This window comes from Burkholderia sp. AcTa6-5, assembly GCF_017815075.1.
GTDB classification, from domain to species: domain Bacteria; phylum Pseudomonadota; class Gammaproteobacteria; order Burkholderiales; family Burkholderiaceae; genus Burkholderia; species Burkholderia sola.
Map to the genome: position 1 here is coordinate 95,813 of NZ_JAGIQE010000007.1, position 20,149 is coordinate 115,961.

Below are 20,149 nucleotides of genomic sequence, written 5' to 3' on the forward strand. Positions count from 1 at the left end.
GACATGATCAATATCCTCGTAGCTTCCGACGATACCGCGCGGCTTTCGCAGATCGCGCGTCTCGTGGCCGACTGCGGACGCTATCGCACGACGCGCGCCACCGGCCGCCCGTCGCAGATCGAACATCGCACCGACGGGCTCGACGCGTTCGACATCCTGCTGGTCGACGGCGCGTCGCTCGAGCCGTTCGAGCTGTCGGCGATCGAGCGCATCTGCCGCGCGCATGCGGGCCTGACCTGCATCCTCGTGACGGCCGACGCATCGCCGCACGTGCTGCTCGATGCGATGCGTGCGGGCGCCCGCGACGTGCTGCAGTGGCCGCTCGATCCGCAGGCGCTCGGCCACGCGCTCGGGCGGGCCGCCGCGCAGAGCACGCGGCGCGATACCGACGACACGCGCATCGTGTCGTTCATGTCGTGCAAGGGCGGCGCCGGCACGAGCTTCGCGGCCAGCAACGTCGCGTTCGAGATCGCCGAGGGCTTCAAGCGCCGCGTGCTGCTGATCGACCTGAACCAGCAGTTCGCCGACGCGGCGTTCCTCGTCAGCGACGAAACTCCGCCGTCGACGCTGCCGCAGCTGTGCGCGCAGATCGAGCGGCTCGACAGCGCGTTTCTCGACGCGAGCGTCGCGCACGTGACGGAAAACTTCCACGTGCTGGCCGGCGCCGGCGACCCGGTCAAGGCCGCCGAGATGCGCGAGGACGCGCTCGAATGGATTCTCGGCGTCGCCGCGCCGCGCTACGACTTCGTGATCTTCGACGTCGGCGTCGGCATCAACCCGCTGTCGATGGTCGCGCTCGATCGCAGCGACCAGATCCAGCTCGTGCTGCAGCCGGCGATGCCGCACGTGCGCGCCGGCCGCCGGCTGCTGGAGATCCTCGTGTCGCTCGGCTATTCGACCGACCAGTTGCGGCTGATCGTGAACCGCGCGACGCGCGCGAGCGAGCGGACCCGCACCGCGCTCGAGGAAGTGCTCGGGCTGCAGGCGGCCTGCACGATTCCCGACGACGCCGACACCGTGCTCGAAGCGATCAACCAGGGCCATCCGGTGTCGCGGCTCGCGCGCGGCTCGGCGGTCGCACGGGCGTTGCAGGGCCATGCGAAACAACTCGTCGACGGCGAGGTGCGCGCGGGACGCAGCGCGACGCACAGCGAGCCGTTGATGTCCCGGCTGTTCGGCCGCAAGGCCACGCCGAAGCTCAAGTCGATGTAATTCTTACGGGGAACCATCATGTCATTGCGCGAACAGATGTCCTTGCATCGGGCCCAGCCGGCGGCGGCGGGCGGCGAACCGGTCGGCCCGGCGCATTCGTCGGTGCGCGACGCATACCAGAAGCTGCGCCGCGAAATTCACCTGGCCGTGCTCGAGCGCGTCGAGCTCGAGCGCCTGTCGCGACTGCATCAGGACCAGGTCCGCATGGAGATCGGCTCGCTGATCGCACGCATCCTCGACGAGGAGCGGATGCCGGCGAACGACATCGAGCGGCGCCAGCTCGCGATCGACGTGTACGACGAGATGTTCGGCTTCGGCCCGCTCGAAGCGTTGCTGCGCGACCCCGGCATTTCCGACATCCTCGTGAACACGTACCGGCAGGTCTACGTCGAGCGCTGCGGGCAGCTCGAACTGACCGACGTGACGTTCTACGACGATGCGCACCTGATGAAGGTGATCGAGAAGATCGTGTCGCGCGTCGGGCGCCGCATCGACGAATCGAGCCCGATGGTCGACGCGCGGCTGCCGGACGGGTCGCGCGTGAACGCGATCATCCCGCCGTCCGCGATCGACGGGCCGCTGATGTCGATCCGGCGTTTCGCGGTCAACCCGCTGAAGATGGACGACCTCGTGCGCTACCACAGCCTGACGCCGCCGATGGCCGAGCTGCTCGACGCGCTGTCGCGCGCGAAGGTCAACGTGCTGGTGTCGGGCGGCACCGGCAGCGGCAAGACGACGCTGCTCAACATCCTGTCCGGCTTCATTCCGCGCAACGAGCGGATCGTGACGATCGAGGACGCGGCCGAACTGCAACTGCAGCAGCCGCACGTGCTGCGGCTCGAAACGCGCCCGCCGAACATCGAGGGCAAGGGCGAGATCACGCAGCGCACGCTGGTGCGCAACGCGCTGCGGATGCGCCCGGACCGGATCATCCTCGGCGAAGTGCGCGGCGCCGAAGCGCTCGACATGCTCAACGCGATGAATACCGGCCACGAAGGCTCGCTCGCGACGATCCACGCGAACACGCCGCGCGACGCGCTGACGCGGCTCGAGAACATGGTCAGCGTGTCCGGCCTGACGCTGCCGCCGAAGACGATGCGTCAGCAGATCGCGTCGGCGATCTCGGTGGTCGTGCAGGCGGCGCGGCTCACGGACGGCAAGCGCAAGATCATCAGCATCCAGGAACTGACCGGGATGGAAGGCGACATCATCAACATGCAGGAGATCTTCACGTTCAAGCGCACGGGCGTGGACCGCGACGGCGCGGTGCGCGGCCACTTCTGCGCGACCGGCGTGCGGCCGAAGTTCGTCGAGCGGCTGCAGGCGTTCGGCATCAACCTGCCGGATTCGCTGTACGACCCGTCCATGCGGTACGAGGCGGACTGACGCCAGGGCGTCCTGTGCTGCCGGGGAGAGGCTCATGAATGCGATCTTTTACGGTTTTGTGATTCTTACCTTCGTCGCGGTCGTGCTGTCGATCGAAGGCATCTATCAATGGTGGAACGCGCGGCACGGCGCCGCCGCGCGCCGGATCGAATCGCGCATTCGCGCGATGTCGGCCGGCGGCAACGTGCAGCAGGAGCGGCTGTCGATCCTGAAAAAGCGCATGCTCGACGAGTCGAAGCCGTTCGACCGGCTGCTGCTGCGCCTGCCGCGCGTGCACGCGCTCGATCTCGTGATCCAGCAGTCGGGCCTCGACTGGACGCTGCCGAAGCTGATCACGCTCAGCGCGACGTTCGCGGTGCTCACGTGGTTCGCGGCGAGTTTCGCGCGAGCGCCGCAGCTCGCCGCGGTGCCGCTCGCGCTGTTCGCCGGGTGGTGGCCGATGATGTACGTGTTGCGCCGCCGCGCCCGGCGGATGCGCAAGCTCGAACGGCAGTTGCCGGAGATCTGCGACATGATCGCGCGCGCGCTGCGCTCCGGTCATTCGTTCACGAGCACGCTCGGGATGGTCGGTGACGAGTTTTCCGAGCCGATGGGCGGCGAATTCCGCGTCACGTTCGACGAGGTCAACTACGGCGTGTCGCTGCACGACGCGCTGATGAACCTCGCGACGCGCGTGCCGGTGCAGGACCTGCGCTACTTCGTGATCGCGGTGCTGATCCAGCGCGAGACGGGCGGCAACCTGGCCGAGTTGCTCGACAGCATCGCCGCGCTGATCCGCGAGCGTTTCAAGCTGTTCGACAAGGTGCGCGTGCTGTCGGCGGAAGGGCGGCTGTCGGCGTGGATTCTCGGGCTCTTGCCGTTCGGCACCGCGGCGGTGATGGCGCTGCTGAACCGCGAATTCCTGTCGGTGCTCTGGGAGGATCCGGCCGGGATCCGGATGGTCGGCACGATGCTGGTGTCGATGCTGTTCGGCCTGTTCTGGATCCGCCGAATCGTGCGCATTCGCGTCTGACGCGCGAGCCGAATAACGAACCGTTGCGAGGTTGTCATGCAAAACCTGAGCGTGGTCCAGGCCGTGATGCTGGGCGGCTTGTTCATCTTCGTGGCCGGCGGCGTGCTCGTCGCGATGCTGCTGTTCGCGCCGCGCGGCATCCAGCGCCGGCTCCAGCAGGCCGGCGGGACCGGGGCGGGCGGCGTCGCCGGCCCGGGCGACGGCGACGACATGGCGTCGCGCTGGGTCGCGAAGCTGGTCGAGCTGTCCACCCCGATCTCGAAGCTGTCGGTGCCGAAGGACGGCTGGGAGAATTCGCCGCTGCGCATCCGGCTGATGAATGCCGGCTGGCGCAACCAAAGCGCGGCCGCGCTGTATTTCACCGCGAAGACGATACTCGCGCTCGGCCTGCCGTGCGCGGCGCTGCTGGCGCTGATCACGACGTCGCTCGGCGACGAGCGCGCGGTGCTGTCGCTGATTCTCGTGGCGCTCGCCGGCATCGGCTACTACATCCCGAACGTCGTACTGTCGCAGCGGGTCAAGGTGCGCCAGCAGAAGATCTTCGAGGATTTCCCGGACGCGCTCGACCTGCTGACGGTGTGCGTCGAGGCGGGGCTCGGGCTCGACGCGGCACTGATGAAGGTGAGCGAGGAGCTGCGGTTTCGCAGCGAGGTGGTCGCGAGCGAACTCGATCTGCTGCTGCTCGAGATGCGCTCCGGCTTCACGAAGGAGACGGCGCTGCGCAATCTCGCGCTGCGCACCGGCGTCGAGGACATCGAATCGTTCTGCGCGATGCTGATCCAGGCGGACCGGTTCGGCACGAGCATCGGCGAATCGCTGCGCGTGCTGTCGGACATGCTGCGTACGCGGCGCCGGATGCGCGCGGAGGAACGCGCGGCGAAGATCGCGCTGAAGCTGCTGTTTCCGCTGATCTTCTGCATCTTCCCCGCGCTGATGATGGTGCTGCTCGGGCCGGCGATGATCCACGTCTATCGGGTGCTGCTGCCCACGTTCGTCGGCATCGCGCCGTAAGCGGCGCGCGGATGCGGCTTCACGCGCATCGATTCAGGCTCGACGTGCCGGCCCCGGGGCGATTCGGCGGCCGGCGCGGCAACAGGCTTCATGGAGGCTCCCTCCCCAGGCGGCGCCGCGAGACAGGTCGACCATAGCGGCGTCGATGCATCCTGGACCCATGGTCGATCATGGAACGAGCCGTAGTCCACCGCCTTCACGGCTGCCCCCTGCGGCTAACCGCCGAGCCGGCGTGCTGCGTATCGGGACGGCCGACGCCCGGTGTATCACTGAAAGTGATGCACGTAGCGCAGCACCATCCGCGTCCCCTGCGGCCGGTTGCGCGCATAGGTCTCGAAGTACGCGTTGAACAGCAGGTGATCGTGCGGCGAGAAGCTATACATGGCGCCCGGCCCGATCGCGAACACGGCTTCCCGCGTGCCCGGCACGTCCTGCCCGTTGGCCTTCATGTCGGTGGTCTGACGTAGCCAGTAGCCGTTGAGCCCCAGCCGCAGGCCGGGCCGCACTTCGTACTCGGTCGCGAAGTTCACGTGGATCGCCTGGCCCGCTTGCGTCGACGTCACGTCCGGGCCGAGTGCCGTCGCCGGTTGATGGTTGGTCGCATTCCACAGATAGTGCAGCCGCCACGATACGGTCCATTTCGGCGTGAGCCACAGCGTCGCGGCCCAGTACGGATCGAACGACCAGAAATGGCTGCCCGGATTGATCGCGCGCGCCGGATCGTACGCGCCGGTCGGCACGACGAACTGGAATTCGACGCGCTGCGCGAAGCGCGGGCCCTGCGCGCCCATCACCGGGTCGAACTGGACGAACGGGCCGATCAGCAGATCGCCGAAGCCGGCGCGCGCATTCAGCGCGACGTTGCCGATGCCGTCGTCGGTCCGCGCGGACGCGATCCACGGCAGGATCACGTCGAGGCCCGGATGCATGCCGGCAAACGTCAGCGGCGACTGATAGACGAGCTGACTCAAGCCCGCGAACAGGTCGATGTCCTGCTTCGGCAGCCCGACCTTGTTGCCTGCATTGTCGTTGACGCGGCCGGCCGTGTAGTACTGCAGGTACTGCGTGCCGTACCAGCCGGCGCCGGCCGGCGGCATGCCGTCGAGGAAACTGGTCATGCCGAGGTTGACCGCCGGCAGGTCGGCCGCATGGGCCGGCGTATGACCGGCGAGGCCGCCGAGGCCGGCGAGTGCGAAGCCTGCGGCGACGAGCAGGCGAGAGCCGATTTTCATGTTCACCACCTCTTGGTTGTTTACTTGTATGTACTAATTAAATGGAACGTGAAAGATCGGGATGATCGGCGATCGCGCGATACTGGCCCGCATGGAACACGAGCGGCGCCTTGCCGAAGGCGTCGAACTGCTCGATCTCGCCGATGAACAGCAGGTGGTCGCCGCCTTCGTAGTGGCCGACGTTGCGGCACACGAAGCGCGCGCTCGCGCCGTCGAGGCACGGCACGCCGCCGTTCTCCGAATCCGCGTGCGGCACGCCGTCGAACTTGTCGGCGCTGGGCGTCGCGAAGCGGCGCGACAGGTCGATCTGGTCGTGCGCGAGGATGTTGATCGCGAAGTGGGTCGCCGCGACGAAATCCGGGCGGCTCGGCGCGAGTTTGCGCAGGCTCCACAGCACGAGCGGCGGATCGAGCGACAGCGACGAGAACGAATTGGCGGTGAGGCCGACCTTGCGGCCGTCGGCCGCGCACGTGGTGATCACGGTCACGCCGGTCGGGAACTGCCCGAACGCGGCGCGCAACTGCATCGGGTCGAGGGCCGGACGGTCGGTAACGGTCGTGTCCATGGCGCTCACTCCGCACGCACGCTGTGTTCGCGGATCAGCGCCGCGCACGCCGACGGCTCGAACCACCACGGCGCGAACCGGCGCGGATCGTCGAAACCGTCGACGATCGTTTTCGCGAGCGACGGCAACTGGCCGGCCGCGCCGAGCAGTTCGAGGATGTGCGGCGGCGGCGGGGTGAGCAGCGAGTTGGTCCAGCGCACGACGTGCCGCGCATACGCCCAGTAGCCTTCGAACGTCTGGTGCATCCAGTCTTCGCCGAACGGTGCGGCGCCGCGCGCGACGATCGCGTCGAAATACGCGTTCGCGCATTTCGCGGCGTTGTTCGAGCCCTGGCCGGTGATCGGATCGTTGACCACCACCGCATCGGCCATCCCGAACACGGTGCGGCCCGACGGCAGCCGGAAGAACGGCTTGCGCACGGTCGGCGCGAAGCGCCCGGCCAGCGTGCCGTTCGGATCGGTGAGCGCGACGTCGCGGCAGCGCTCGTATTCCCACGGTACGTACTGCTGCAGGAACGACAGGCTGCGGTCCAGATGCTGCTCGGGCGTCTTTACGTCGGCCCAGCAGTCGAGCGGGCCGCCCGGGATGCCTTCGAACACCATGATTTCGCACGGGCCGGTAGTGGTCAGCGCGGGAAACACGAAGTACTCGCCGATGCCCGGCAGCAGGTTGAAGCGCACGCGCGAATACGGCTCGCTCGGCGTCATCCCTGTCACGTAGGTCAGCGCCAGCGCGCGCTGCGGACGATCGAACGGGCTGCGCGCATCGTCGCGGCCGAGCAGGTTCACGATGTCGCCCTTGCCGGCCGCGAGCAGCACGAGGTCGTGGCTGCGCGCGAGTGCCTCGAGTTCGGGCACGCCGATGTCGCCGATCCGTACGTCCGCGCCGCGGCGGCGCACGCCGTCGAGCCAGTTGGCCATCTTCACGCGCTGGTCGACCGACTGCGCGTAGCGGGTCAGCCGCGACGACCAGTCGATCGCCTTGCGGCCGTGGCCGTCCGGGTGCGGCACCGCGATGCCGATGCCTTCGACGGACGGGCATGCTTCCTCCCACGTATTCAGGCCGAGATCGCGCTCGATCTGCAACGACGTGTGAAACATGCACTGGCTCGACATGACCTTGCCGGAGCGGATCTGCTCCGCGTCGCGGTTGGTCGCGAGCGTGACGTGGTAGCCCTGGTCGAGCAGGGCGAAGGCGAGTTGCAGGCCGGACTGGCCGGCGCCGACGATAGCGATGCGTCTCATGGGAAATTCCTTGGTTGGTCGTGTAGCGGCCGTAGTGATCGAGGGAAGCAGCGGCGACGCGCGGTCACTCCGCGAGCCGCGGAATCGCCGGCACCGCCTGTTCGGGGCCCATCGCGGCATAGCCGCCGTCCACCGCGTAGTCGGCGCCCGTCACGAAGCTCGCCGCGTCGCTGCACAGGAACGTGACGACCTGCGCGACTTCCGACGGATCGCCGACGCGGCCGAGCAGGTGGAACGGCGCGGCGACGCGATCGGTCTTCGCACGGTCGCCGTGCGTGAGCTCGTCCATCAGGCGCGACCAGGTCCACCCGGGCGACACCGAGTTGACGCGAATCCGGTCGGGCGCGAGATCCATCGCCATGCTGCGCGTGAGCTGACGGATTGCGGCCTTGGAGGTCGGATACAGCCAGCGGCCGGTTTGCGCGCACTGCGCGGAGATCGAGCTGAAATTCACGATCGCGCCGCCGCCGCGCCGCGCCATGTGCGGATGCACGGCCTTCGCGAGCATCGCCGCCGACACGACGTTGACGTCCATCGCCGCGAGCCAGTCGTTGCGGGTCGCGTGGATGCCGTTGTCGACATAGCTGCACGCGAGGTTGACGAGCACGTCGATCGCGCCGAATCGTTCGACGATCGTCGCGATCGCGCGCTCGATCGCACGGTCGTCCGTGATGTCGAGCGCGATGAACAGCGCCCGTTCGCCGAGCGATGCGGCCACGCGTGCGCCGTTGTCCGCATCGAGATCGAGGATTGCGACGCACGCACCGGCGCGGCTCAGGTCCTGTGCAACCGCGGCGCCGATCAGCGTGGCGCCGCCGGTGACGAGCGCGACTTTGCCAGCAATGGCATTCATGGGGTGTCTCCGGGAATCATGGGGGTGAGGGTGGGGCCGCGTCAGTGCGCACCGGTGGACGGCGCACTGTCGCGCCAGCGGCGCATCAGGCCGTTCGACGGCACGGTGACGTCGAGCAGCTTGCGGGCCGTGTCGACGCCCGCGACCGGCAGGCCTGACGCGTCGAGCAGGCCGATCTGCACGAGCACGCTCGCCTGATCCCAGTAGATGTGCTCGTGATAGAGCTTGTCGCCGCGAAACTTGACGATTGCGACGAGCGGAATCTCGACGCGCTTGCCGGTCGGCGCGACGCCCGGCAGCATCCAGTCGATCTCGGTGGTGTGCGTGAAGCAGAACAGCAGCTCGTCGACGATCTGGCTCGCGCCGATCGTGCGCGAGATCGGCGTGATCGTCGTGTCGGGCGGGTTCGCATGCACGAAGTGATGCGTGTAGAAGCGCTTGAGCTCGTCATGGCCGACGCCGCCGGTCAGCGTCGGAATATGGTTGACGTACGGCTCGGCGACCATCGTGGCCATCGTCGCGTCGACGTTGCGCGTGTCGAACTCGTGCTGCAGATGCGTTTCCCACAGCGCGGACAGGTCGTAGCGCGGGCCGAGCGCGGCGCGGAACGCGGCGATCGCGCGCTGGTGGGCCATGACCGCGGCGGCCTGGTCGTAATGATCGCCGCCGGCGCGGGCGAACGCGTGGTCGACGCCGGGGTAGACGTAGACTTCGACGCCGTCGCGGCCGGCCAGCGCAGCCGCGATGCGCTGCTGCGCGTCGGGCGGGCAGAAACGGTCCTGCGCGGCGATCTGCAGCACGAGCCGCCCGTGCAGGTGCGCCGCTTCGTCCAGCGCATGCTCGATGCCCACGCCGTAGTAGCTGACCGCCGCCGCCACGCCCGGCAGCCGGCATGCGGCGAGATACGCGAGCTTGCCGCCGAGGCAGTAGCCGAGCACGCCGGCCTCGCCCGTGCATTCCGGCCGCTGGCGGAGCGCGTCCAGCGCGGCGCCGACGTCGTCGACACCGTTGTTTTCGTCGAATTCGCGATAAAGGGCCATTGCGCGCTCGACATCGGCGGCCGCATACCCGAGCTCGATGCCGGGCGACTGGCGCCAGAACAGGTCCGGCACGAGCACCGTGTAGCCTTCCTCGGCGTAGTAGTCGGCCACGTCCCGCATCGTCGCGTTCGCGCCGAAGATCTCGTGACAGAGCACGATGCCCGGCCCCGTGCCGCCGGCCGGCGTGCTCAGGTACGCGCGAATCGCGCCGCCGTCCGGCGATGGAATCTCGATGTGACGTCCGTTCATCTGTCCCTCCGTGCTGTTGGTTTCGGTGATGGGCCCAGTATTGGCGGCCGAAATGGGCGTTTCTATCCGCTTTCTTCGGCCGGTATCCGCGAATTACGGAAACCTGCGGCAGCGGCCGCCGCGAGCCGGCGGGCCGCGGGCGACTGCGGGTATGTGCGGATGCGGACAGCCCGCACAGTTTTCTACGATGCGCGAACGGTCCGCTTCTTGCGTGGCTTGCGCGGGACTTGCGTGTTTCGTGGGACGGATTGTCCGGATGCTCCGGGCGCTGTCCGGATCGTGCGACGCATTCCCCGAGATCGGGAATGCATGCACGGCGCGAGTGCGATCGAGCACGACAGGAGAACTTCGATGGCGCAATTTTCCGAAACCGGCTGGCTGGGTGAAGCCGCCTGTTTCAATCACGGCACGCTGCTGCTGGAGTCGAACGACGTCGACGAGGTGCGTGCGCGCGTGGCGGACGTCTTCAAGCCGCATCGACTCACGCCCACCGGCGAATCGCGCGTGCTGCACAGCTGCATGCACCATGCGCGCTGGGGCAACCTGTCGCTGAACCTGCTCGATTACGGTGGCGAGGTGTCGATCGAACCGGGGCCGCTCGAGCATTTCTATCTGTTGCAGATTCCGCTGCGCGGCGACGCCCAGATCGAATGCGGCGCGATGCGCTTCGTGTCGTCGCCCGACACGGCGTCGCTGCTGTCGCCCACGCTGCCGCTCCGGATGCGATGGGGCGAAGCGTGTCCGCAAGTCATCCTGCGTATCGAGCGCGACGTGATGGAACGGCATGCGCAGCGGCATTTCGGCGGGGACCGGCGCGCGAGCGTCGAATTCGAACCGGCGTTCGACCTGTCGTCGCCGCAAGGCGTCTGTCTCGCGCAATTGCTGCCGGTGCTCGCCGGCGCGATCGCGACGGACGCGCATCCGCTGCGTCATCCGCTCGCGTTCGAGCAGCTCGAATCGACGCTGCTGAACCTGCTGCTGTACGGCCACCCGAACACCGCGCGCAACGGCACCCGTTCCGCGCCGGCGCCGCTCGCGCCGTTCTACGTGCGGCGCGTCGAGGAATACATCCGCGCGCATCTCGACGAGCCGCTGACGATCGAACGGCTCGCCGAACTCGCCGGCGTCAGCCCGAGCACGCTGTTCGCCGGCTTCCGCAATCGCCACGGGATCACGCCGATGGGCTTCGTCCGACAGTTGCGGCTGCAACATGTGCGCGACGAACTGCTGGCCGACGACACGCCGGGGCTCGCGTCGGTTACCGACGTCGCGCTGAAATGGGGCTTCGCGCACCTCGGGCGGTTCGCGATCGAGTACAAGCGGGCGTTCGGCGAATCGCCGTCGGCGACGCTCAGGATGCGGCGCGGACGGGGGTGAGGGCGGCGCGTTGGGTCGGCCCGCTCGATCGCGCGGCGACGAAGGTCGTTCGACAGCGTTGCGCGGATCGTCGACAATCCGTCGTGCACATCGCGCCCGTCGACGCGATGCCTCCGGGAGCGTCCTCAATGACTGGCCTATCCATCCGGTCCGCCACGATCGGCGATGCGCAGGCGATCGCCGATTTTCATGTCAAGGTGTGGCGGCACACCTATCGGGATCTCGCGCCGGCCGACGCGCACGCCGTTCTCGACGAACACTATCGCCACAGACAATGGAATGAAAAGCTGTCGTCGAACGACGGGAACCCGCTCGTGCTGGTGGCGGAGATCGACGGCAGCATCGTCGGCATCGGGGCCGCCGGCGCGCCGTCCGATCCGGTATTCAACGGCCGTGGCGAGATCAAGTTTCTGTATGTCGATCCCCGATTCCAGCGTCGCGGCATCGGCCGCCAGCTGCTCGCGCGGCTCGCGACGCATTTGGGCCGGTTGCGGTATCCGGGCGCGGCGTTGAGCGTCGTCGACGGCAACGACGCGGCGATCGCGTTTTATGCGGCGCTGCATGGCCGGCCTGCCGGCGAATACATCGATCCGGGGCCGGTCTGGCGATCGCGCAACATCGTGATGGTGTGGGACGACCTCGCGAGCCTTGGTGCGTGAGCACACCGCGCGCGGCGACGCGTATCACGCGAGGCGTGCCCGCAGCCACGACGTGAACGCGGCCACGAGCGGCGACTCGGCCAGTTCATGACGCGTGACGAGATAGTACGCGTGGCGTGACGGCACCGTGGCGCTGAACGGCCGCACGAGCGTGCCGTCGATCAGGTCGTCGCGCACCGACAGGCTGTCGCCGAGTGCGACGCCCTGGCCGTGCACCGCGGCTTCGACGCCGATGTGCGCGTTGCCGATTTCGAGAATGCGGATGCCCGGCAGCTTATCGGCGTTCGCTTGCGCGAGCCACCGCGTCCACGAGCCCGCATGCTCGCAGAACAGCGTCCGCCCCGCGAGATCCTGCACCTTGCGGATCGCATCGGGCCCGTTCATCAACGCCGGGCTCACCACCGGGAACAGCGCCGGATGCGCGAGCAGCTCGACGCGCCGGTTGCGCCAGTTGCCTTCCCCGTAGCGAATGCAGACGTCGACGTCCGCCGAATAGGTTTCGCGATCGTCGTTCGACGGAATCACTTTCAGATGGATACCCGGATAACGCTCCAGAAAATCGCCGATGTGCCGGGCGAGCCAGCGCGACGTCAGCGACAGCGGCGTCGACACGACGAGATCGCCGGCGGCGGCCGGCGAATCGAGCCTGACGGTGGCGTTCGCGATCATGTCGAACGCGGTACCGACCGGTTCGAGCAGCGCCTCACCTTCGGGCGTGAGCTTCACGCGGGCCTTTGATCGGACGAATAGCGCGATGCCGAGCGTGTTCTCGAGAATGCGGATCTGGTGGCTGACCGCGCTGGCGGTCACGTGCAGTTCATCGGCGGCGGCCGACACGCTGCCGCACCGGGCGGCGGCTTCGAATGCGCGAAGCGGGTTCAGCGGAGGCAGGCGGTTGCGCATCGGCGGGGCGCGTCGCGGGCGACGATACTGAGAAAAATTTCATTAAAACGGATTCAATTTCTCGCTACAACAAAAAAAATTGAATGCCTACAGTGGGAGCAATCCAACCGAGTCGAGGTCGACCGCAATGAGCCTTACCGAACCGATCGAACGCCTGTGGGGCGGCCGCTTCCAGTCGGCGCCGTCCGACGCGCTGCAGAACCTGTCCCGCTCCGATCCGAGTTTCTTCCGTCTCGTGCCGTACGATCTGGCGGGCTCCCGGGCCCATGCGCGCGAACTGAACCGCGCGGGTATCCTGAACGACGACGACCTCGCGCAACTGCTGGACGCGATGGACGGCATCGCGCGCGACTATGCCGCCGGCGCGATCGCGCCATCGCTCGCCGACGAGGACGTGCACACGTTCCTCGAGCGCGTGCTCACGCAGCGGCTGCCGGCGCTCGGCGGCAAGCTGCGCGCCGGGCGCTCGCGCAACGACCAGGCGGCGAACGACCTGCGCCTGTATCTGCGCGACAAGGCGCGCCGGCTCGTGCGCGGCGTGCTCGACCTGCAGGATGCGCTGATCGGCCAGGCGAGCCGGCATGTCGACACGGTGACGGCCGGATTCACCCACCTGCAGCCCGCGCAGCCGATCGTGTTCGGCCATCAATTGCTCGCCCACGCGCAGTCGCTGTATCGCGACGCCGATCGCCTGGTCGACTGGGACCGTCGCACCGCGCGTTCGCCGCTCGGCGCGGCCGCGCTCGCGGGCTCGGCGATCTGCGTGCGGCCCGAGCTGTCGGCGCGGGAGCTGGGTTACGACGCGCCGTGCGAGAACTCGATCGACGCGGTGGCCGCGCGCGACCACGTCGCCGAATTCGTGTTCGTCACCAGCATGCTTGCCGTGAACCTGTCTCGCCTGTCGGAAGAAGTGATCCTGTGGACGTCGCGACAATTCCGCTGGGTGGAACTCGACGACGGCTACGCGACCGGCAGCTCGATCATGCCGCAGAAGAAGAACCCGGACATCGCGGAGCTCACGCGTGGCAAGGCGGGGCGCCTGATCGGCAACCTGACGGGGCTGCTCGCGACGCTGAAGTCGCTGCCGCTCGCGTACAACCGCGATCTCGCGGAAGACAAGATCGCCGCGTTCGATTCGATCGACACGCTCGAACTCGTGCTGCCGGCGATGGCGGGGATGATCCGCACGATGCGCGTGAACGTCGACGAGATGCGTCGCCAGGCGCCGCTCGGCTTCACGCTCGCCACCGAGGTCGCCGACTGGCTCGCGCTGACGGGCGTGCCGTTCAGCGAGGCGCACGAGATCACCGGCACGCTCGTGCGCGCGTGCGAGCGGGACGGCATCGAGCTGGCCGACGCGAGCGCCGAACAGTTGGAGGCCGTCGACACGCGCCTCGCACCGGCGGTGCGCGCGCATCTGACGCTCGACGCGGCCGTTGCCGCACGCGGCGGGGCGGGCGGCACGTCGCCTGCACGCGTGCGCGAACAGATCGACCGCCTGAGCGAGGCAATCGAGCGCCAGGCCGCGTGGGCGGCCGATTACCGGGGGCCGTCATGCTGAGCGCATCCGATTCCCGCCGTCTCGACGGCGCACCGGCGGCGGCCGATGCGGTCGCGGACGACACGGCCGCCCTCGTGCGCGTGCGCCGGCGCTACTGGGGCCGCTACGTCGCATCGGTCGCGATCGTTGCCGCGCTTGCCTATATCGCCGCCGCGTTCGCGCGCGGACAGATCGAATGGCGTGTCGTCGGCCAGTTCCTGACCGCGCGCTCGATCCTGACGGGGCTCGCCAACACGATCGTGATGACCGTCCTCGCGATGACGGTCGGTGTCGTGCTCGGGGTCGTCACCGCGGTGATGCGGCTGTCGTCGAACCCGGTGCTCGGGGCGATCGCGCAGGGCTATATCTGGCTGTTCCGCGGCACGCCGGTGATTCTGCAGTTGCTGCTGTGGTTCAACCTGGCGCTGGTGTTTCCGACGCTCGGCATCCCGGGCATCGCCGAATACCGGACCGTCGACGTGATGACGCCGTTCCTCGCGGCCGTGCTCGGACTCGGCATCAACCAGGGCGCGTATACGTCGGAAGTCGTGCGGGCCGGGCTGCTATCGGTCGATACAGGCCAGTACGAGGCCGCGAAATCGATCGGCATGCCGCGCCTGCAGGCGCTGCGCCGGATCATCCTGCCGCAGGCGATGCGCGTGATCGTGCCGCCGATCGGCAACGAGCTGATCGGCATGGTCAAGCTGACGTCGCTCGCGAGCGTCGTGCAGTACGCGGAGATGCTGCACAACGCGCAGAACATCTATTACGCGAATGCCCGCGTGATCGAACTGCTGATCGTCGCCGGCATCTGGTATCTCGCGGTCGTCACCGTGCTGTCGCTCGCGCAGGCCCGCGTCGAACGGCGCTTCGCACGCGGTGCGGGGCGCGCGGCGGGCCGAAAATGAACGACACGATCCACAACTATCGGGAGAACGTCATGACGAATGCAGTCGTTCGCGCGGTCGACGTGCGCAAGTCGTACGGCGATTTCCAGGCGCTGCACGGCATCACGCTCGACGTCGAACCGGGCGAAGTGCTGTGCATCATCGGCCCGTCGGGCTCGGGCAAGAGCACGTTCCTGCGCTGCATCAATCAACTCGAGACGATCAGCGCGGGCGCGCTGTGGGTCAACGGCGAACTGGCCGGTTACCGGCGCACGGGCAACCGGCTCCACGCGCTGTCCGAGCGCCAGGTCGCGCGCCAGCGGCTGGCGACGAGCATGGTGTTCCAGCGCTTCAACCTGTTTCCGCACAAGACGGCGCTCGAGAACGTGATCGAGGGCCCCGTGCAGGTGCTCAAGCGCCGCCGTGCGCAAGCGGAGGAGGAGGCGCGCGCGCTGCTCGCCCGCGTCGGGCTCGCCCACAAATGCGACGTGTTTCCGGTCGAGCTGTCGGGCGGCCAGCAGCAGCGCGTCGCGATCGCGCGGGCGCTCGCGATGCATCCGCAGCTGATCCTGTTCGACGAACCGACGTCGGCGCTCGATCCCGAACTCGTCGGCGAAGTGCTGGCCGTGATGCGCGATCTCGCGAAGAGCGGGATGACGATGATCGTCGTCACGCACGAGCTCGGCTTCGCGCGCGAAGTGGCCGACCGCGTCGTGTTCATGGACGGCGGCCGGATCGTCGAAAGCGGGCCGCCGGACCAGGTGCTGTCCGCGCCGACCCATGCGCGCACGCGCGACTTCATTTCGGCGGTGATTGCTTGAGCGGGTCGGGCGCCCCGTGCAGAAGCGCCCGAACGATTCCTCCGTCAACGATACAAGCCCACAACGACAAGGCGACACCCCATGAAAGCATCCGTCCTGACCCGCACGCTGGCCGCCGCCGCATTCGGCGCGCTCGCGCTTCATGCGACGTTCTCGGTCGCGCAATCCGCCCCCGCGGCCGCGAAACGCACGCTGAACGTCGCGATCGTGCCGAACTATCCGCCGTTCGAATACAAGGATCCGGCGACCGACAAGCTCGCGGGCTTCGACGTCGATCTCGGCGAGGCGCTTGCCGCGAAGATGGGCGCGAAACTCAACTGGGTCGAGACGAGCTTCGACCAGATGATGAGCGCGGTCGCGACGCAACGCGTCGACATGATCCTGTCCGGGATGACCGACCTGCCGACGCGCCGCGATGCGGTGACGTTCGTCGACTACATCGAGACGGGCCCGCAGTTCTACGTGCTGAAGGCACGCGCCGGCGAGTTCGCGCAGATGAGCGCGCTGTGCGGCAAGCGCGTGGGGTCGAGCCGGCGCACGTCGTTCCCGGACAATACGACCGCATGGAGCGCGGAGAACTGCGTGAAGGCCGGCAAGCCGCCGATCGTGGTGGTGGGCACCGACGGCTCGTCGGATGCGCGGATGCAGCTGCGCCAGAACCGCATCGACGCGGCGGTGCAGGGCGGCGAGACGCTGCCGTACCAGAACAGCCTCGAGCAGAACGCGTATGCGCCGGTCGGCAAGCCGTTCCTGTCGCAATACACGGGCATTGGCGTCGCGAAGAGCAACACGGCGCTGAGCAGCGCGCTGACGGCGGCGCTCGACCAGCTGATCGCGGACGGCTCGTACCGGAAGCTGCTCGCGAAATGGGGGCTGCAGGAACACGCGGTGGCGAAGGCGATGATCAACGGCACCCACTGAGCGCGCGATGACGGACCTGGCGCCCCGCTGGCCCGACGCGAAGCGCGCATGCGTCGCGCTCGCGTTCGATCTCGACGGCCCGACCGGCGACGCGATGCTGAACGGGTCGATCTGGCGCAACCCCGCGTATTTCACGCTCGGCAGCTACGGGCCGTGGCGCGCGCTCGGCCGGCTGCTCGACCTGCTCGCGTCTTTCGCGTTGCCCGCGACGTTCTTCGTGCCCGCCTGGGTCGCGCGAACGTGGCCCGCGCAATGCGCGGCGATCGTCGAGCGCGGCCACGAGATCGGCTATCACGGCTACCGGCACGAAGCGTTCTGGACACTCGAACCCGATCGGCAGCGCGAGATCATGGCGCAATCGGCCGAGATCTTCGCGCGCACGCTCGGCGTGCGGCCGGTCGGGTTCCGCACGCCGTCCGGCGACTGGAGCGCCGCGACGGTGGCCGTGCTGCGCGAAGCGGGCGTGCGCTATTCGAGCTCGATGCGCGGCGACGACCGGCCGTACCTGCTGCACGGCGAGGACGGCGAGCCGCCGCTCGTCGAGATTCCCGGCCGCTGGGAGACCGACGACTACGCGTCGCTCGCGTATCACCGCAATCCCGACTACCCGGCCGGGCTCGACCGGATCGCGGGCTACGGCGCGACGCTCGACAACTGGACGCGCGAATTCGACGGCGTATACCGTGAAGGGCTGTGCCTGACGACGCTTCTTCATCCCAAGGTGTGCGGCAAGCCGGGACGCATCGCGCTGCTGGAGGCCTGGCTCGACCACATGTGCGCGCAGGACGGCGTATGGTTCGCGCGCTGCCGCGATGTCGCCGACTGGTGGCTCGGGCAGGCCGCGCGGGAGGCGGCGCCCACGCAACGGAGCGGCACGTGACCCACCTTCCTGCATGGCCGGGCGGCGCGCGATACGCGGTCGCGATCACGGTCGACTTCAACGACATTCATGGCATCCAGACGCGCGAACCGCGTATCGTCGGCCGCGAGAAATCGCTGTCGGTCTGGCGTTACGGCGCGACGCGCGGTGTCGACCGGCTGCTTGCGGCGTTCGATGCGTTCGGCGTACCGACGAGCTGGTTCGTGCCCGGTGCCGTCGCCGAAACGCATCGGGGCACGGTATGCGAGATTGCCGCGGCCGGCCACGAGCTCGGCGTGAGCGGCTATCGCTGCGAGGATTTCGATGCATTGCCGCTCGCTGCCCAGATCGACGCGTGCCGCGCGGGGCGTGCGGCGCTCGCGGACGCGACCGGTCGCGACGCACACGGCTTTCGCTCGTTCACCGGCAACTGGGCCGACGGCTTCGCCGAATTTCTCGTCGCGGAAGGTTTCACGTGGTCGTCGTCCTGGCGCGGCGACGATCTGCCTTACGTGCATCCGCGTAGCGGCGGCGACGTGAAGGGCGCACGGCTCGTCGAACTGCCGCTGCACTACGAGCTCGAGGACGAACCGTATTTCGAGTTCAACCTGTCGCCGCCCGTGCCGGCAGGCCAGCCGCGCATCGCCGCGTACCGCGACGTGCTCGACAACTGGCGGCGCGACGTCGACGGGTTCAGGCGTTTCGGGCTGTGCTGCGTGTTGCGCCTGCATCCCGAGATCATCGGCACGGCCGGCCGGATCGCTTTGCTGCACGCGTTGCTCGCGCACTTGCGCGGCACCGGCGATGCGTGGTTCGCGACGGGGCACGACATCGCGCGCTGGTGGCATGCACAGGCACCCGTCAACGACCCGGGCCATCCGGTCGACGTGTTCGCACGCTGCGTGGCAGACGAGGCGGCACGATGACGACGGACACGCAAGCGCGCGCGACGCGACTCGCGGCATTCGTCGCACGGACTTCCGTCGATGTATTGCCGGACGACGTCGTCGCGAAAGCCACGCGTCATGTTCTCGACACGTTCGGCGCCGCGCTGGCGGGCGCGTCGGCTGTCGAGACGCGCAGCGCCCGTGCGCTGACCGGCGCCGTTGGATGCGGCGGTGCGTCGCTATGGGGCACGCGGCGGCGCGCGAGTGCGCGCGACGCGGCGTTCGTCAACGGCATTGCCGCGCACGCACTCGAGCTCGACGATTCGGGCGGCTGCGATCATTCGGGCGCGGTCGTGCTGCCAGCCGTGCTGGCCGCGCTGTCGTGCGCCAGCCAACCGGTCGCGGGCCGAGAATGCGTGATGGCGATCGTGCTCGGATACGACGTCGGTCGGCGCGTGCTTGAGGCGGCGGGCGGCTACTCGGCCCATAACGGCGCGGGCTGGCATTCGACGCTCAGTTGCGGCGTGTTCGGCGCGGCCGCCGCGAGCGCGCGCGTGCTCGGACTCGACGCCGTGCGCACGCGTGACGCATTGGGCCATGCGGCGAGCTTCGCCGGCGGCCTGTGGAGCTTCATTCACGACGGATCGCAGACCAAGCGGCTGCACGCCGGGCGTGCGGCGGAAGGCGGCGTGCTGGCGGCCTTGCTTGCCCGGGAGGGCGTGAGCGGCCCCGCCCGCGTGTTCGACGACGTGTGGGGCGGCTTCTTCAACACGTTCGCCGCGCCGTCGCATGCGCCCGACGCGTTGACCGACGCGTTGACCGACGCGTTGACCGACGGCCTCGGCACGCACTGGAAGCTGATGCGCTGCTCGATCAAGCCGCACGCGTCGTGCCGCAGCGCGCATGCGGCGGTCGACGCGGCGCTGCAACTCGCGGACGGCCGCACGTTCGCGGCGGGCGAGATCGAACGGGTGACGGTGCGCGCGAGCGCGTTCGTCGCGCGGATGTGCGGCGGCCGCGACCTGTCGACGCTGGCGTCCGCGCAGATGAGCTTGCCGTACGCGGTTGCGGCGGCGCTCGTGTTCGGCGACACCGGGATCGACGCTTATCGTGCGGACCGGCGCACCGACCCGAGCGTGACTGCGCTGCTCGCGCGCATCACGGTCGATGTCGATCCGGCGCTCGGCGATCTCGACGAGCCGACGGTGATCCTGCAACGCGCGGACGGGACACGGGAATCGCGGCACGTGCCGATCGCCCTCGGCGATCCGCGCAATCCGCTACCGGATGCGGCGCTGCTGGCCAAATATCGTGCGCTGGCAAGCACGGCGTTCGACGGTGCGCGCGTCGACGCGTTGAGCGACATGTGCCTGTCGCTGGACCGGCAGGCCGACGCGCGCGTGCTGAACGAGCGGCTCGCAGGCGATTCGGCACACCTCGATTGACCGTGTCGATGGGCTTCATGCGGCAATTGCAGCTGCAACGTGTGCG

The 20,149-nt window shown here is 68.5% G+C and carries 19 protein-coding genes; 13 read left to right on the forward strand and 6 right to left on the reverse strand.

The features are described from left to right. Positions 1 to 3 precede the first annotated feature (3 nt). The 4 genes from J8I33_RS11885 to J8I33_RS11900 are packed head-to-tail and all read left to right on the forward strand — an operon-like array spanning position 4 to position 4,621. Positions 4 to 1,212, forward strand: a complete 1,209-nt coding sequence (locus J8I33_RS11885; protein ID WP_050015325.1) for an AAA family ATPase — start codon at positions 4 to 6, stop codon at positions 1,210 to 1,212. An 18-nt stretch (positions 1,213 to 1,230) separates the two neighbouring features. Further along, a complete protein-coding gene (locus tag J8I33_RS11890; RefSeq protein ID WP_050015323.1) occupies positions 1,231 to 2,598 on the forward strand; it encodes a CpaF family protein in 1,368 nt (455 codons plus the stop codon). 34 nt (positions 2,599 to 2,632) lie between these two features. Then, the gene (locus tag J8I33_RS11895; RefSeq protein ID WP_209935765.1) at positions 2,633 to 3,610 is read left to right on the forward strand and encodes a type II secretion system F family protein; all 978 of its coding nucleotides are present in this window, start codon (positions 2,633 to 2,635) and stop codon (positions 3,608 to 3,610) included. Between the two features lie 36 nt (positions 3,611 to 3,646). Continuing rightward, positions 3,647 to 4,621 carry a type II secretion system F family protein gene (locus tag J8I33_RS11900; protein ID WP_209935772.1) on the forward strand — a complete coding sequence of 325 codons (975 nt, stop codon included), beginning with the start codon at positions 3,647 to 3,649 and terminating at the stop codon, positions 4,619 to 4,621. A gap of 266 nt (positions 4,622 to 4,887) precedes the next feature. On the opposite strand, the gene J8I33_RS11905 is transcribed toward J8I33_RS11900, so the two are convergent. From J8I33_RS11905 to J8I33_RS11925, 5 genes are all read right to left on the reverse strand, one after another. Further along, entirely contained in the window at positions 4,888 to 5,853 is a 966-nt protein-coding gene (locus J8I33_RS11905; RefSeq protein WP_050015413.1) for a transporter, read from the reverse strand. A 37-nt stretch (positions 5,854 to 5,890) separates the two neighbouring features. Next, positions 5,891 to 6,418, reverse strand: coding sequence for a flavin reductase family protein (locus J8I33_RS11910; RefSeq protein ID WP_050015318.1), 528 nt, complete (start codon positions 6,416 to 6,418; stop codon positions 5,891 to 5,893). Between the two features lie 5 nt (positions 6,419 to 6,423). Then, a complete protein-coding gene (locus J8I33_RS11915; RefSeq protein ID WP_209935778.1) occupies positions 6,424 to 7,662 on the reverse strand; it encodes a styrene monooxygenase/indole monooxygenase family protein in 1,239 nt (412 codons plus the stop codon). 64 nt (positions 7,663 to 7,726) lie between these two features. Continuing rightward, positions 7,727 to 8,515 (reverse strand): SDR family oxidoreductase, encoded by a 789-nt coding sequence (locus J8I33_RS11920; protein ID WP_209935785.1) that lies wholly within the window; start codon positions 8,513 to 8,515, stop codon positions 7,727 to 7,729. A 41-nt stretch (positions 8,516 to 8,556) separates the two neighbouring features. Further along, positions 8,557 to 9,804, reverse strand: coding sequence for a dienelactone hydrolase family protein (locus tag J8I33_RS11925; protein ID WP_209935791.1), 1,248 nt, complete (start codon positions 9,802 to 9,804; stop codon positions 8,557 to 8,559). Between the two features lie 351 nt (positions 9,805 to 10,155). On the opposite strand from J8I33_RS11925, the gene J8I33_RS11930 reads away from it, so the two are divergent. After that, complete coding sequence (locus tag J8I33_RS11930) at positions 10,156 to 11,181, forward strand: AraC family transcriptional regulator (RefSeq protein ID WP_209935798.1); 1,026 nt, start codon at positions 10,156 to 10,158, stop codon at positions 11,179 to 11,181. Between the two features lie 128 nt (positions 11,182 to 11,309). Then, positions 11,310 to 11,840 (forward strand): GNAT family N-acetyltransferase, encoded by a 531-nt coding sequence (locus tag J8I33_RS11935; protein WP_209935805.1) that lies wholly within the window; start codon positions 11,310 to 11,312, stop codon positions 11,838 to 11,840. Positions 11,841 to 11,864: 24 nt separating this feature from the next. On the opposite strand, the gene gcvA is transcribed toward J8I33_RS11935, so the two are convergent. Beyond that, positions 11,865 to 12,743 carry a transcriptional regulator GcvA gene (gcvA, locus tag J8I33_RS11940; RefSeq protein ID WP_089490044.1) on the reverse strand — a complete coding sequence of 293 codons (879 nt, stop codon included), beginning with the start codon at positions 12,741 to 12,743 and terminating at the stop codon, positions 11,865 to 11,867. A 127-nt stretch (positions 12,744 to 12,870) separates the two neighbouring features. On the opposite strand from gcvA, the gene argH reads away from it, so the two are divergent. From argH to J8I33_RS11975, 7 genes are all read left to right on the forward strand, one after another. After that, on the forward strand, positions 12,871 to 14,304 hold the full coding sequence (gene argH / locus J8I33_RS11945; protein WP_124592677.1) for an argininosuccinate lyase: 1,434 nt from the start codon (positions 12,871 to 12,873) through the stop codon (positions 14,302 to 14,304). After that, complete coding sequence (locus tag J8I33_RS11950; protein ID WP_050015303.1) at positions 14,298 to 15,191, forward strand: amino acid ABC transporter permease; 894 nt, start codon at positions 14,298 to 14,300, stop codon at positions 15,189 to 15,191. Before argH ends, J8I33_RS11950 begins: the two co-directional genes overlap by 7 nt. Continuing rightward, positions 15,188 to 15,991: an amino acid ABC transporter ATP-binding protein gene (locus J8I33_RS11955; protein WP_280920949.1), complete on the forward strand. Its 804-nt coding sequence runs from the start codon at positions 15,188 to 15,190 to the stop codon at positions 15,989 to 15,991. The genes J8I33_RS11950 and J8I33_RS11955 overlap by 4 nt, the downstream gene beginning before the upstream one ends. 81 nt (positions 15,992 to 16,072) lie before the next feature. Continuing rightward, positions 16,073 to 16,912 (forward strand): ABC transporter substrate-binding protein, encoded by an 840-nt coding sequence (locus J8I33_RS11960; RefSeq protein ID WP_050015299.1) that lies wholly within the window; start codon positions 16,073 to 16,075, stop codon positions 16,910 to 16,912. A 7-nt stretch (positions 16,913 to 16,919) separates the two neighbouring features. Continuing rightward, on the forward strand, positions 16,920 to 17,792 hold the full coding sequence (locus J8I33_RS11965) for a polysaccharide deacetylase (RefSeq protein ID WP_209924283.1): 873 nt from the start codon (positions 16,920 to 16,922) through the stop codon (positions 17,790 to 17,792). Next, a complete protein-coding gene (locus J8I33_RS11970) occupies positions 17,789 to 18,697 on the forward strand; it encodes a polysaccharide deacetylase (RefSeq protein WP_252996705.1) in 909 nt (302 codons plus the stop codon). The genes J8I33_RS11965 and J8I33_RS11970 overlap by 4 nt, the downstream gene beginning before the upstream one ends. Continuing rightward, positions 18,694 to 20,103 (forward strand): MmgE/PrpD family protein, encoded by a 1,410-nt coding sequence (locus J8I33_RS11975; protein ID WP_209935826.1) that lies wholly within the window; start codon positions 18,694 to 18,696, stop codon positions 20,101 to 20,103. Before J8I33_RS11970 ends, J8I33_RS11975 begins: the two co-directional genes overlap by 4 nt. Positions 20,104 to 20,149: the final 46 nt, after the last annotated feature.